Annotated in this window: 11 protein-coding genes; 4 read left to right on the top strand and 7 right to left on the bottom strand. The window is 64.2% G+C overall.

Annotated elements, in window-relative coordinates; translation table 11 throughout:
- Positions 1 to 26: 26 nt before the first annotated feature.
- The 3 genes from VKS22_08380 to VKS22_08390 are packed head-to-tail and all read left to right on the top strand — an operon-like array spanning position 27 to position 4299.
- Positions 27 to 1187, top strand: coding sequence for a universal stress protein (locus VKS22_08380; protein HLW70626.1), 1161 nt, complete (start codon positions 27 to 29; stop codon positions 1185 to 1187).
- A complete protein-coding gene (locus VKS22_08385; protein HLW70627.1) occupies positions 1184 to 2980 on the top strand; it encodes an ATP-binding protein in 1797 nt (598 codons plus the stop codon). The genes VKS22_08380 and VKS22_08385 overlap by 4 nt, the downstream gene beginning before the upstream one ends.
- Positions 2965 to 4299 (top strand): sigma-54 dependent transcriptional regulator, encoded by a 1335-nt coding sequence (locus VKS22_08390; protein ID HLW70628.1) that lies wholly within the window; start codon positions 2965 to 2967, stop codon positions 4297 to 4299. Before VKS22_08385 ends, VKS22_08390 begins: the two co-directional genes overlap by 16 nt.
- Before the next feature lie 69 nt (positions 4300 to 4368).
- On the opposite strand, the gene VKS22_08395 is transcribed toward VKS22_08390, so the two are convergent.
- The 6 genes from VKS22_08395 to VKS22_08420 form a co-directional block, all read right to left on the bottom strand.
- The gene (locus VKS22_08395) at positions 4369 to 7098 is read right to left on the bottom strand and encodes a response regulator (protein HLW70629.1); all 2730 of its coding nucleotides are present in this window, start codon (positions 7096 to 7098) and stop codon (positions 4369 to 4371) included.
- Between the two features lie 192 nt (positions 7099 to 7290).
- Positions 7291 to 8199 (bottom strand): S1C family serine protease, encoded by a 909-nt coding sequence (locus VKS22_08400; GenBank protein ID HLW70630.1) that lies wholly within the window; start codon positions 8197 to 8199, stop codon positions 7291 to 7293.
- A gap of 160 nt (positions 8200 to 8359) precedes the next feature.
- The gene (hemC, locus tag VKS22_08405) at positions 8360 to 9298 is read right to left on the bottom strand and encodes a hydroxymethylbilane synthase (GenBank protein ID HLW70631.1); all 939 of its coding nucleotides are present in this window, start codon (positions 9296 to 9298) and stop codon (positions 8360 to 8362) included.
- Positions 9295 to 10623, bottom strand: a complete 1329-nt coding sequence (gene hemA, locus VKS22_08410) for a glutamyl-tRNA reductase (GenBank protein HLW70632.1) — start codon at positions 10621 to 10623, stop codon at positions 9295 to 9297. Before hemA ends, hemC begins: the two co-directional genes overlap by 4 nt.
- A 1-nt stretch (position 10624) precedes the next feature.
- A complete protein-coding gene (gene ccsB, locus VKS22_08415) occupies positions 10625 to 11452 on the bottom strand; it encodes a c-type cytochrome biogenesis protein CcsB (protein ID HLW70633.1) in 828 nt (275 codons plus the stop codon).
- The gene (locus VKS22_08420; protein ID HLW70634.1) at positions 11449 to 12153 is read right to left on the bottom strand and encodes a bifunctional precorrin-2 dehydrogenase/sirohydrochlorin ferrochelatase; all 705 of its coding nucleotides are present in this window, start codon (positions 12151 to 12153) and stop codon (positions 11449 to 11451) included. The genes ccsB and VKS22_08420 overlap by 4 nt, the downstream gene beginning before the upstream one ends.
- Before the next feature lie 122 nt (positions 12154 to 12275).
- Here VKS22_08420 and VKS22_08425 point away from each other — a divergent pair, with 122 nt between their 5' ends.
- Positions 12276 to 12641: a DUF192 domain-containing protein gene (locus VKS22_08425; GenBank protein ID HLW70635.1), complete on the top strand. Its 366-nt coding sequence runs from the start codon at positions 12276 to 12278 to the stop codon at positions 12639 to 12641.
- 22 nt (positions 12642 to 12663) lie between these two features.
- On the opposite strand, the gene VKS22_08430 is transcribed toward VKS22_08425, so the two are convergent.
- A complete protein-coding gene (locus VKS22_08430) occupies positions 12664 to 13551 on the bottom strand; it encodes a tetratricopeptide repeat protein (protein ID HLW70636.1) in 888 nt (295 codons plus the stop codon).
- Between the last annotated feature and the right edge of the window lie 3 nt (positions 13552 to 13554).

A 13554-nucleotide genomic window follows, 5' to 3' on the forward strand; every position in this document is an offset into this window, starting at 1 on the left:
GCCGGCAGCCAAGCTTTACCCCGCCGATGAACGGCGACGAGCGCAAAGATCCGGAAGCCTTCCTTGACCTCGTCGCGCAATCAAAGAAGGGGCGGCTGAAAATCTATCTCGGCGGCGCCGCCGGCGTCGGCAAAACCTACCGCATGCTCGAAGAGGCGCATCAGTTGCGTGAGCGCGGCCACGATGTAGTCCTCGGCTTCATCGAGACCCATGGCCGCGCTGGAACCATCGCGCAGATCGGCGACCTCGAAATCGTCCCGCTGCGCAAGGTCCCCTATCGCGGCGTGAACCTCGAGGAGATGGACCTCGACGCCATCATTGCGCGCGCACCCGAATTCGCGATCGTCGACGAGCTGGCGCATACCAATGTCAGCGGTTCGCGTCACGCCAAGCGCTTCCAGGACGCCGAGGCTCTGCTCGCCGCCGGCATTAATGTGATCACAGCGTTCAACGTCCAGCACATCGAGAGCCTCAATCAGATGGTCCGGCAAATCACCGGGGTCGAGATTCGGGAAACCATCCCGGACGCTTTTTTGCAGCGCGCCGACCAGATCGTAACCGTCGATGTGCCGGTGGATGAGCTGCGCCAACGCCTTCGCGAAGGCAAGATATATCCGCCGGAACGGGTCGAGAACGCGCTCAAGAACTTTTTCAAACCAAGCAACCTCGCCGCCCTGCGCGAGCTGGCATTGCGTGAGGTCGCGCGCGATCAGGGGCGTCAGCGCGAGGAACTCGAACTGCTCAAACGCGACGGGGGCCGCCGCACCGCCGTCACCGAGCGCCTCATGGTCTGCCTGTCATCGAATCCCGAGGGCAGCGAGGAGCTCTTGCGCAAGGCCGCGCGCACTGCGGCGCGCATGAATGCCGAGTGGTATGCGGTCCATGTCGAGACCCCGGCGGAGTCGGTGCAGAAAATCAGCACCGCCGACTTTCGCGCACTGCTCGACAATATCAGCCTGGCCGCCGATCTGGGCGCCGAGACCGTCTGGCTGAAATCCGCCGATGTCGTCAAGGCCACGATTGATTTCGCACATGAGCACAAAATCAGCCACATCATCGTCGGCCGCACCCATCCCACCCTGCTGAACCGCTTGCTGCGCCGTTCGATTGCCGATCGGATTATCGCCGCGGCGGGCGATTTTGACATCGAACTGGTCGGCCAGGAGACCAAGAGGAAGCGAGGATGAGACCGCCCCGATTAAGCGCGCGGATTCGGAACGGCACGCTGGCGATGCTCGTGCTGACCCTGACCATCGGGGCCTTCGCCGTGCCGACGGTGCATAAGCTCGGCGGCTCGATTCGCGCCACCCTCTATCGCAATTACATCAGTATCGAGGCCGCGCAGCATATGCACGCGGCGCTGAGCGCGGTCGAAGTGGCGCAACTGCGCGGGACCTTGCCGGCAGTGCTGCCGTCGAGCCGCGCGACCTTTATTTATTGGATCAACGTCGAGCTGGGCGATATCACGGAGGTCGGCGAGGACGCCCTCGCGCATGAGATCCAGCGCGGCGGCGCACGCATCTTCGACGCGCTCGATAAAGGTCGGGTGCCCGCTCCCAAGGAATTCGACCGCCTGCATCAGCGCATCGATGCGCTGATTGAGATGAATCAGTCCGCGATGTTCCGTGCCGACAGCCGCACCATTCGCATGAGTGATCGGCTCGCCTTCGAATTCGCGATCGCACTCGTGGTACTGCTGGTGCTCGGCGCGGCGCTCTCCGGTACCCTCGCCTGGAGCATTGCAAAGCCGCTGGCGGAGCTCTCGGAGCATCTGCGCAGCTTCAGCCTGCGCGGCCCGGCCCTGCGCTTGGGTCCGCAGCCGCTGGCCGAACTCGAGGCCGTCGCCTCCGAATTCAACAAGATGGCGGAACGTCTCGAACAATTCGAGAAGCTCAACGTGGACCGCTTGATTTATGAGAAGGGCAAAACCGAGGCGATCCTCGAGAGCATCGAGGACGGCATCGTTTTGATCGACGCGAACGGCATCGTCACGCACATCAATGAGATCGGCGGCATCATCCTCGGGGTCGGGCGCGACGAGGCCCTGGGCAGCCAGTTCGACGATCTCAACAGCAATCATCCGCATTACCTGCGCGTGCGCGCGGCGCTGCGCGGGATGGCGCGGCAGGCCGCGGAGGTGCCACGGGTCGAAGTCGACCTGCACGTGCGCGGACGCAATCACACCTACGTTTTGAAACCGGTGCCGTTGCGTCAGGAAGGCGGCCAGTCGTTCGGCACGATTCTGATTCTCCAGGACATCACCTACCTGCGCGACAAGGACCGCGCACGCACCAACCTCGTCGCGACGCTTTCGCACGAGCTCAAGACCCCGCTGACGTCGCTCGCGTTGTCAGCAGAACTGCTCGAACGCAGTAACGGGTTGAACGCGGAACAGCGCGAGATGGTGGGGACAATCCGTCAGGATATCGCGCGCATGAGCACGATGGCCAACGAGCTGCTCGACCTCGCGCGCGGCGCCGGCGCAGCAATCACGCTGCAAAGTGCTGAAATTGATCTCACGCAGTTGCTCGAGGCCGTGACGCGGACTTTTACGCTGCAGGCCGAACAGAAGCCGCTCCGCTTCGAAACCGACTTCGATCGCTCGACGCCGCCGATTCGCGCCGATCCGGTTAAACTGTCATGGGTGATCTCGAACCTGGTCGCCAATGCGCTGCGCTACACGCCCGCAGGCGGCACGATCGCGGTATCCTCACGCTCGCTGGCGCAGGTGGTGCAATTGCAAGTGCGCGATAGTGGCCCCGGGATCGCCGCCGAGGTGCGCGCGCATCTCTTCGAGCGCTTCGCCCAATGGAACGTCAATGGCGTGGCGCCCGGCGCCGCCGGACTCGGCCTGGCGATCGCCAAGGAGATCGTCGAGGCCCATGGCGGCCGCATCTTCGTCGATAGTGAGTTGGGTAACGGCGCCTGCTTTACCGTCGAGCTGCCCGCAGGGTCGGAGGCGGCATGGCAACCCTCCTGATCGTGGATGATGAAAAGACTATCCGCGCCCGCCTGGTCACCTTCTTCGCCGGCTGCGGGCACGAAGTTCAGGGGGCCGAAAGCGGCGAGCGCGCTGTACAGCTTTTGGCCAACGGGCCGCCCTTCGATGTCGTCCTGACCGACTATCGCATGGCCGAGCTCAACGGGCTCGAGCTGCTCCAGCAGATCAAGCGCCAGGCGCCGGAGACCTCGGTGATTCTGATGACGGCGTATGGCACCGTCGAAAATGCGGTGACCGCGATGAAGGCCGGTGCCTTCGATTATTTGACCAAGCCGTTCTCGCTGGATCAGGTGCAGCACGTGGTCGAGCGCGCGCTCGAGTTGCGCGGGCTGCGCGAGGAAAACCGCCGCCTGCGCGGCGCGCTCGAGGAGTTGCCGTTGCTCAAGTCGCACAGCCCGGCGATGATCGAATTGCTGCAAACTGCGCGGCAGGCCGCGGCGAGCGACGCCACCATCCTCCTGACCGGCGACAGCGGCACCGGCAAGAACGTGCTGGCGCGCCAGATTCACGACTGGAGCGCGCGGCGCACGCATCCGTTCGTCGTCGTCACCTGCACGACTCTCTCGGAGCAACTCCTCGAGAGCGAGCTCTTCGGCCATATGCGCGGCGCCTTCACCGGCGCGATGAAGGACAAGCCCGGACGGCTCGAAGCGGCGGACGGCGGCACGGTCTTCCTCGACGAAATCGCCGATTTGCCGGCGGTCCTGCAGAGCAAGTTTTTGCGCTTCTTGCAGGATCAGAATTTTGAACGGGTCGGCGGCGAGCGCACGCTGCGCGTCGACGCGCGCATTGTCGCGGCGTCAAACCGCGACCTCGAAGCCGAGCTCGCGGCGCATCGCTTCCGCGAGGATCTCTTCTACCGCCTTAACGTCATCGCGCTGCGCGTGCCGCGCCTGCGCGAGCGCCGCGAAGACATCATCGCGCTGGCGGAGTGGATCCTGCGGGCTGCGAGCCTGCGCAATCGCCGCGCGCCGATGAGCCTGACCGACGCTGCGGTAGAAGCGATCCGGAATTACAGTTGGCCGGGCAATATCCGCGAGCTGCGCAACGCGCTCGAGCGGGCAGCCGTGCTCTGTCGCAGCGACACGATCGGAAGTGACGACCTGCCCGACGCGCTTTTCCGCGCCACTACAGAGCCGCCCGCGGCCGCGGCGTCAACCAACAGCCTCGAAGACCTTGAGCGCCAGCACATCGCGAGGGTGCTCGCGCAAAGCGCCACACTCGAAGAAGCCGCGGCCACGCTCGGCATCAATGTCACCACGTTGTGGCGCAAGCGCCGCCGCTACGGCATCGAATGAGGGCTCGCTAATCAGCCGTTTCCAGCTCGGAGGGCGCGCGAGCGCACTCGCATTCGTATGGCCGGGCGCCTAGCCCGCGGCAACGATCGAAGTGGTGGTCTCGGCGCCATGATGGCCGATCGCGCCGCGGATTGCCTCAAGCAATACCGCTTTCCTGACCGGCTTGGCGACATGGGTGTCGGCCCCAGCTTCGATACAGCGGCGGACGTCGTCATTGAGGGCTGAGGCCGTGAGCGCGATAATCGGCGTCCGCGCCGCGCCCTGCGCCTGCTCGAACGCGCGTATCCGGCGCATCGCCTCGAAGCCATCGACCACCGGCATCTGCAGGTCCATCAACACAATGTCGTATGCGCCTTGCGCAAATTTGCGGACGCCGACCTCGCCATCTTCCGCCTCATCGATCAGATGCGGCTGATGTCTGAGATAGGCGCGAATCAGCAGCCGATTATCGGGCGAGTCCTCGACCAACAGGACGCGCCAATGCGGCTGCACCGCGGGCGCCGCGATGGCCGTGGCCGCGCCGCGGCGATAGGCAGGTGCGGCTTGGTTGTCCATCGCCTGCGCGATAGCGTCGAAGAGCTCCGCGCGCCGCACCGGCTTAACCAGGTAGGCATTGAGCCCGAGCGCGCGGGCGCTTTCCACTTGCAGCGCGAGGTCGTCCGAGGTCAGCATCAGCACCGTCATCTCACCGTCGTGCCGCCGCTTGAGTTCCCGCGCCACCGCAAAGCCGTCCATTCCAGGCATCCGGCAGTCGAGCAGGACCAGTTGGTAAGGACGGCCGTTGCGCCGCGCCGCAGCGATATCTTCGAGCGCCGCCGCGCCGCTCGCCGCCTCTCCGATTAAGGCGCCGCGCGCAAAGAGCATCTCGCGTAAGAGCATCCGATTGGCTTCATTATCGTCAACGATGATGGTCCGCAGACCCACCAATCGCGGATCGCGCACAGCGGTGGGCGGACGGGCTTGCGAGACCTCGAATTGTGCAATGAAGTGAAACGTGCTGCCCGCGCCGACGGCGCTCTCGACCCACACCTGCCCGCCCATCAGTTCGACCAGCCGCTTGACGATCGCGAGACCGAGTCCGCTGCCGCCATAACGCCGCGCGGTCGAAGAATCCGCCTGCGCGAAGTTGGCGAACAGCGTCGGCACCTTGTCTGCAGCGATTCCGATACCGGTGTCGCGCACGGCAAAATGGAGCGCGCCCCGCCGATCGGCGTTTTCGAGCGTCACGTTGATTTCGCCGCGCTCGGTGAACTTGATCGCATTGCCGATCAGATTGACCAGCACCTGCCGCAGCCGCAGCGGATCGCCAATCAGATGGGTCGGCAGGTCCGGCGCGATCCGCAGCGTCAATTCGAGCCCTTTGGCGTGCGCGCGCACCGCTAGCGTCTCGCCGATTTTGTCGAGCACCTGCTCGGGCTCAAAACTCATCTGCTCCAGGCTGAGCCGCCCGCTTTCCACCTTGGCCAGATCGAGGATGTCGTTGATCAGGGTCAACAGCGCGTTGCCGTTATTGCGCATGACCTCGAGGAATTTCTGCTGTTGGCCGTCCAGCGGGGTCTCCGCCAGGAGCTCCGCCATGCCGAGAATCGCGTTCATCGGCGTGCGGATTTCGTGCGACATGCTCGACAGGAACTCGGACTTCGCGCGCGAAGCCGCCAGCGCCTCCTCGCGCGCGGCAATCAGATCGCGTTCGGTTTGCTTGAGCCCGGTGATGTCGTGCGCGACGAAAATCGCGCATCGCTCCCCGTTGATTTCCACCACCGAGCTTGAGGACAGGGTCTGCAGCACGCGCCCGTCAGGCAGCCGATAATCGAGTTCGACGTTGTGCATCGGCTCGCCGCGGCGGAAGCGTTCGAGGTTCTCGTCGCGATCCGTATAATTCCTCCACAGGTCGAGCACATGAGCCGATTGGCCCAGCAGCTCGGCGGGCTTCAGGCCAAACATCGTGCACGCAGGATTGGCTTCGAGGAACACGCCGTCGCTCAGCCGCCGGATCGAAATCCCCTCGTCAACCGAATCGAACAAGCACCGCAGCGTAGCCTCTTTTTCCCGAAGGCTGATCTCGGTCGCGCGATGCTCGGAAATCTCCTGATGCAGCCGCGCCTCGCTCATCTGCAGACGCAGGACCTGACGGCGCTGGGCGGCGCGGAAGCGCTCGCCGATCACCGTCGCACACTGCCCCAACGCGACCGCACTAATCAGGCTGAGCCATCTGATCGTGCCGGGATAGTCTGCGCCGTCGCGCGAGCCAATGAGATAACTTGCGAGGATCACGCCGCTGAACATTAGTTGCCAGCGCGCCCGCCACGGCACCAGCGCCCCGCTGCCGATCGCGAAGAGCAGCAGCCCCAGATAAAGTTCTAACGACTGACCCGAGACCAGCGCGAGCGCAGTCATGCCGAGGACGACAGTCGTGCACATCGCAAACGCGATCAACGGCCAAAACCGTTCGACCCAGCCGCGCTTCGCGTGCAGACCCGCAAAACCTGCTGCGCCACTCGCGATACAAAAACCGTGCAGCAGCCAGACCACTGGCGTTAGCGGAGCACTCCAGTACAGCGCGAGCAGTAGCGAAGTTACCTGAAAGAGCACGATGATGACCGCGCCCGTGCTCACCAGTGTGATCGACCACTCGAACTCGAGTGCGGCGCTTTTGCGCGCCGCCACCACTTGCGGCGGTATGTCGGGATCGTGAGGTTCGAGGGGTCCGGACTCGCTGCCGTGCAAAATTTCACGTTCAGCGTTAGTTAGTTCACCGGCTTCAGGTTCGTGCCTGTTACGCTTGATGCTGAGGTTCATAGCGTCCGACAACTCTAGTATGGCATACAAGCAAGGCCGATGCCGGTCCGCAGTTGTCCACGCTTTCACTTGTTAGGCGGAGATGTCGCGATTCAGGACGGTATGTAACGATTTCGCGCTAGCTCTGAACCCCGATCGCGCCGCCAACTCGGGAAAAGGTCACGCTGACGCTGCCCGAGCGGTCGAAAAACGCTAGCCGAGATAATCGTCCACGACGATCGCCGCGATCGCAAAATCCCGCACCTGGTTGTCGCGCATGATCTTCAGCACGACGCTCTCGCCGGGGCGATGGCGATTGATCGCCTCGTACAGCGCCTTGCGCTCGCGAATCTCGCTCCCGTCGGCGCTCAATACCAGGTCACCCTGCCGCAACCCTGCTTTTTCGCCCGGGCTGCCCGGCATCACGCCCGCGATCACGACGTGCTCGCGCAGCGTGTAGGAAAGCACCCCCAGCCATAACCGCTGTGGCGTGCTGACCCGATGGCCATGGCGCACCAGCTCGTCGCGGCCCGAAAGAAAGCATTCGCCCGGGATGCCCAGGATTGGCCGGACCAACTCGGCGAAATTCAGATAGCAGACCGCGAGCAACTGGCCCTTGGTGTTCACGATCGGGCCGCCGCTCAGTCCGATATTGAGCGCCGACGCAGTCACGCAGACGCAGCGTTCGAGCACGAATTCCCAAGCCGCGTCAAAGGGTCCCAGATAGGTGATGTGACCGACGTCGGCGCAGCGTTTCTCGCCGCCGATGCTCGAAACGATCAGGATCTCATCGCCTAGCGCCGCGAGCTGCGACGACACCACTTCCAGATGGGGCAGGCGGGTGCCGTCGATTTTCACCAGGCCCAGGCTGGTGGTGAAGTCGCGCGCGATGACGCGGCCGGGCGCCTGCTCGCCATTCGCGAAGGTCACGATGACGTCCTGCGCGCCCATGATCATGTAATTGACTGTGATGATCAGGCCGTCGGCGCTGACCAGAGCGCCAGTGCCGCGCCGATCAGTCCCCAATCCGATCGCGACCGATGGATGGGTATGCGGGACCTGCACATGAATACCCACGGTCGCGCGTGAAACTTTTTCGAGCAGTGGTAACGCAGCGTTCAAGCTTTTACTCTTCGGCCTCGCCGCGATGCGAGGGGACAATCAATGCTTAATCATTCTCAAAGTCGCGTCAACGCAACTGTCAGGACGTTCCATCCTTGACTTTCGTGCAGCGCAGCATAGTGCCGAAGAAAAATTCGTCAGCGCAGCGGCTGCGGCGCTCTCACGTCGAGCCCTGTATCAGCGCGCCGGCCCCGCGCGCGAGCAGGCGGGCGCCGAGCTCCTCGCCGAGGGCTGCAGGATCGGCGGCGCGTCGTTGCTCGCTTTCGCCGGAGAGACTATGCGCGCCGTCGAGGCTGAAAAGCAGCGCGCGGAGCGCGAGGTGATCGCCGGTTAGCGTGCCTTTGACGCCGACCGGCGAGACGCATGACGCGCCGATCTTAGCCAGAAAAGCGCGTTCGGCGGCGACTTCGGCCGCGGCGCAAGGATCGTTCAGGTAGGCGATCGCCTGCCCAATCCCGTTCGATCCGCCAGCGCCGAACTCCGCGAGGCTTTCGATCGCGAGCGCGCCCTGGCCTGCGGACGGCACGAAGTCCCTTTCGTCGAGCTCGACGGCGCTGACACCATCGATCCGGTTCAGTCGCTTAAGCCCGGCCATCGCGAGGATAATCGCGTCGAAGTCGCCAGCCGCTAATCGGCGCAGCCGTGTATCGACGTTACCGCGCAGAGGGAGGATCTCCAGGTTAGGACGCAGCCGCAGCGCCTCGAGCCGCCGGCGCGCCGACGCCGTGCCGAGGCGCGCGCCCGGCGCGAGCGCGTCCCATCCCATGCCGTCACGCGTGAGCAAAGCGTCTCGCGGATCCCCGCGCGCAGGCACCGCAGCGATCCGATAGGCCGGGGCCAGCACCGCGGGCAGATCTTTCATCGAATGCACAGCGAGATCGATCGTCTTTGCGCTCAGCGCTTGCTCGAGTTCACGAATGAAGAGCCCCTTGCCGCCGACCTGCGCGAGCGATGCAGTCGCCATCCGGTCGCCGCTGGTGCTGATCTGCACCACTTCGACCGCAAGGCCGGGCAGTAGAGCTTCGAGCTGATGCTGGACAATCGCGGCCTGCGCCAGAGCCAGCGAACTGGGCCGCGAGCCGATGCGCAGTGGCGTCATGAATCCTCACTCTTGTCGTCGGCAATCTCACTCGCGATCGCGCTCGATTCGGCCTGCTGACAGAGCAGGCGGCGCGCGAGTTCTGCGGCATGCAACTGCGCCGCGGCGCCCGCGCTTTCGTCGCGCAACGCCGAGAGCACGCGATGGAGCAGCTTGTTGACCAGCCCGCGCGTCATCGCTTCGACGCGCTCGCGCTCGCCGGCCGGCAGCGCCGCGAGCCAACCCTCATTGCGCTCGAGTTCGTCGTCGCGCAACTGCTCGATACTCGACCTGATCTGCTTGATCGCGGGCACCAGTTCGAGCGCGCCGAGCCAGCGCATGAAGGCGTCGGCTTCGAGCTCGACCAGTTCTGCCGCCTTTTCCGCCTCTCGTGCGCGGTCCTCGAGCGAGCGCGCGGCGACCGCGCCCAAATCGTCGATATCGTAGAGATAAACGTCGGCGAGCAGATTGATCCGTTCATCAAAATTACGCGGCACGCCCAGATCGATCAGGAACATCGGACGATAGCGGCGCTCCTTGATGATCGCCTCCACCTCGGATCGTTCCAGCACCGGGTTGGCCACCGCCAGTGAAGCAATCACAATATCCGCGAGCTTGAGCCACGACTTGAACTCGTCAAAGGGGACGGCGGTGCCGCCGAGCTCGCCGGCCAGGGCCGCCGCGTGCTCAAAGGTGCGGCTCGTGATGAGCAGCGACTTGATCCCCGCGCGCCGCAGGTTGCGCGCGGCCAGTTCGGCGACCCGCCCGGCCCCGATCAGCATCACGGTCTTGTCGCGCAGGCTATCAAAAATCTTCGCCGCGAGCGTGACCGCGGCCGAGCTGACTGAGACCGCGCCGTGCCCGATCAGCGTTGCCTTGCGGACCTGCTTGCCGACCGCAAAGGCGCGATGGAACGCGCGATGGAGCACCAGGCCGGTGGCGCCCGCGGCCACCGCTTCGGCGTAGACCGCTTTGAGTTGGCCGAGAATCTGCGGCTCCCCGACCACCATCGAATCGAGGCTGGCGCTGACGCGGAACAGATGGCGGACGGCGTCGCGGCCAGTGAAGTGATAGAGCATCGGCGCGAAGCGCTCGGCGGCAAGGCCGCGATCGGCGGCGAGGAATGCGGCGATTTGCCCGGCGCTCGGCGGCTCGCCGTGGGCGAGCGCGATCAGTTCGACGCGGTTGCAGGTCGAGAGCAGGGCCGCTTCAGCGATCGGCGGGAGCTGCTCGCGTAAACGCCCCAGCGCCGGCACGATCTCAGCGTCGGCATAGGCGAGGCGTTCGCGCACCGCGACCGCGGCCGTGCGATGGTTGACGCCGACCACGAAGATTGCCCGGCCCATCCTAGCCGAAGCTCCCGCCGTGCTTGCCCGGAGTCACAAGCTGTATCCCGACGAACGACCCAATCAACAGGGTGAAAACCACAATGGTCAAGGCCGCGACACGCCGCCCACGCCATCCAGCGGTCAGCCGCGATTCGAGCAACGCCGCATACATCAACCAGATCACCAGCGACCACGACTCCTGCGGCTCCCATGACCAAAAATGGCCCCAGGTGGAGTCGGCCCAGATGGCGCCGGTCACGATCGCCAAGCTGAGCATCAGAAAGCCCCAAATCAGCAGACGGTAATTAACGCGGTCGAGCTTTTCGAGGCTTGGCGCGCGCTCGTCGTCCGGCGCCAATGGCCGTTTGGCCTTCAGCCGATGCTCGAAGATGAGGTAAACCAGGCTCACGCTGGCGGCTAGCAGAAAGAGGGCGAAGCCGGCGAAGGCGAGCGTCACGTGAATCGGCAGCCAGGCGCTGCGCAGCGCTGCAGGAATGCGCAGGTTCTGCCGGCTCATCGTCGCGACGGCGATCGTCGTCGCGACCAGCACTAGTGGCGCGACGAAAGCGCCAATCACCGCCATCCGAAACCGCAGGATCAGGATCAAACCGGCAAGCGCGGTCAGCCACGATAGAAAATCAATCGATTGCACCAGGTTGGTGACCGGCATATTGCCGGCTTCCGTCGCGCTCCCGATCAGCACTGCCGCCTGCGCCACGATCCCGACCGCAAAGGCGCCGAGCGCGATCCGTGTCCATCGGCGATCGCGCCCCTCACGATCGAGAATAAAACCGGTGGCCGCCGCCAGGTAACAGATCAGCGCCGGCAGGAGCACGAGAGGATTCATTTGGCTTCGACGGCCGGCGTAACTTGATAGTGCAGCGGATCGGACAACCTCGCATCAAGGCCGAGGCCGGCGAGGGTGGCCCCAAGATGGCGCATCAGGATATCGTCCAGCGCGGCATAGTCGCCCCGCGTGATCGCGTTGCGCAATTCCCGCACGAGGGTGTTCGAGAGCTGCGCTCGTCGGGCTAAGTCCGGTTCGCATTCGCGGAGTCGGGCGCGGGTCTGAGCCAGGATTGTCAGCAGCGTCGCGTATTCCACGCCGAAAGACTGCTCGAGCTCCTGGCGCAGCATCTTGGCCAAAGCCGGACTCGCCCCGCCGGTCGAAATCGCGATCTGCAACGCGCCGCGCTTGACTACGGCAGGCGCAATAAAAGTGCACAGTGCGGTACGATCGGCAACATTCAGCGGGATGCTCAGAGCTCGGGCTTCGAGCGCTATAGCGCGCCCCAGGTCGAAATCCGTTTCGTAGCACCAGGCGAGCACGAAACCGCGCAGATCGCCCGACGTGAACGCGCGCCGGCGATGGCGGATCTGCTGGTTCGCCGCGAGGCTCGTCAGTCCCGCGGTCACCTCGGCGCTGATCACCGTTACATCGGCCGCGGCCTCGAGCAGCGTCCGTACGCGATGCTCGGCCAAACTATCGCCACCGATCACGACGCAGGGCTGCGCAGTGACGTCGAAGAAAAGTGGGACGTAACCCATTACGCGATTCTATTACAACGATGGGTTTGGGAGACAGCCCGATCCAATTGTCCTGATTCAACCCGCTTGATTGATTTACCCCCGCGGCGAAAAATCGGGGAGCGCCAGGAGCGACTATCCGGATGATGCGGGCAGTCAATCAGACCCGAGGCACCGTCCTCTGCGCGCGGCTCGACGTCGCCGACGGAACTGGCGGCCGCGCCCGCGGCTTGCTAGGGCGGATAAGTATCGCACCGGACGAGGGACTGCTCTTCGTCCGCAGCCGCTTCGAACCCTTTATGCTGATGCACATGTTCTTCATGCGCTTCGCGATCGATATCGTGTTCCTCGACCGCGCCGGTCGCGTCGTGCGGATCAGCCGCGAGCTCAAGCCGTGGCGTCTTTCGCCAATCGTTTTCGCGGCGCGCCAGGCGCTCGAGCTGGCGCCCGGCGCAGCATCGCGCAGCCTTACCGCGGTCGGCGATTCGATCAGGATTGTCGAAGACTAAGCCGTGCAATGCCGGCTATCGGCTACTCGGCCGCAGTCGCCGGAATGTATCCTACTATGCCGCTCCTCAACTGAATCCGCAGCCAGCCGCCCGCGATGCCGGTTACGTGAACCAGCTTGCGATGATGGACTTGGGCAACCACTTGCGCGCTGCTGTCCGGCGCCTGGTAGACCGGTGAATCGTGAGTCAGCAGGAATTTCCGGTTGAGAGGGCGCAGTTTTGGCGGCGGCGTTGATGCGACCGTACCGGTCGTCGCAGGAGTCGGAACCGTCGGCGGCGCCGTTACCACCGGCGCCGCGGTCATCAGGCTCGGATCGAGCGCCTTAACCTGCGCATACTCGGCCTGCGCCTCGTCCTGACGACTAGTATCGGCGCTGAGCAGGTTGCCGAGAGCCAGATGGGCATGAGCATTTTTCGGCTCGAGACCGATTGCAGTCAGGAACTGGGCTTCGGCCTCTCTAGGCTTGTTGCGCCTCTGCAGGAGCGCGCCCAGCTTGAGGCGATAACTCACGGCTGCCGGATCGAGCGCGACCGCGGCGCGATACTGCGCCTCCGCCAGACTGGTCTGCTCGTCTGCGTAAGCGTCGCCCAAACCGGCGTGGGCCGCCGCGTTTTTGGGATCGAGCTCCAGCGCCTTCATGTATTCAGGTTGGGCCTGACCGAGCTTATGCTCGAAGGCGTAAAGGTTTCCGAGCGCCAGATGAGGCCGCGCATCCTGCGGCGCGGCGTTTATCGCCGATTGATAGTCAGTTTCAGCATTAGCCACTTGCCCATTAGCCATTGCCTGATCACCGTCGTGCAGATAGTCATCGACCGTCTTATGCGCGCATCCGCTGACTATGAAGAATAAAAACGCAACAAATATTATCCGCATTGCGACGCCTGGCAGCAGATTCCGCTCGATTCGCATGGT

It is taken from the genome of Candidatus Binataceae bacterium, from assembly GCA_035308025.1.
Classification (GTDB): Bacteria; Desulfobacterota; Binatia; order Binatales; family Binataceae; genus JAJPHI01.

Coding starts and splice junctions, on each gene's coding strand:
- VKS22_08380 (HLW70626.1), top strand. CDS start 27: ATGAACGGCGACGAGCGCAAAGATCCGGAAGCCTTCCTTGACCTCGTC.
- VKS22_08385 (HLW70627.1), top strand. CDS start 1,184: ATGAGACCGCCCCGATTAAGCGCGCGGATTCGGAACGGCACGCTGGCG.
- VKS22_08390 (HLW70628.1), top strand. CDS start 2,965: ATGGCAACCCTCCTGATCGTGGATGATGAAAAGACTATCCGCGCCCGC.
- VKS22_08395 (HLW70629.1), bottom strand. CDS start 7,098: ATGAACCTCAGCATCAAGCGTAACAGGCACGAACCTGAAGCCGGTGAA.
- hemC (HLW70631.1), bottom strand. CDS start 9,298: ATGACGCCACTGCGCATCGGCTCGCGGCCCAGTTCGCTGGCTCTGGCG.
- hemA (HLW70632.1), bottom strand. CDS start 10,623: ATGGGCCGGGCAATCTTCGTGGTCGGCGTCAACCATCGCACGGCCGCG.
- ccsB (HLW70633.1), bottom strand. CDS start 11,452: ATGAATCCTCTCGTGCTCCTGCCGGCGCTGATCTGTTACCTGGCGGCG.
- VKS22_08420 (HLW70634.1), bottom strand. CDS start 12,153: ATGGGTTACGTCCCACTTTTCTTCGACGTCACTGCGCAGCCCTGCGTC.
- VKS22_08425 (HLW70635.1), top strand. CDS start 12,276: ATGATGCGGGCAGTCAATCAGACCCGAGGCACCGTCCTCTGCGCGCGG.
- VKS22_08430 (HLW70636.1), bottom strand. CDS start 13,551: ATGCGAATCGAGCGGAATCTGCTGCCAGGCGTCGCAATGCGGATAATA.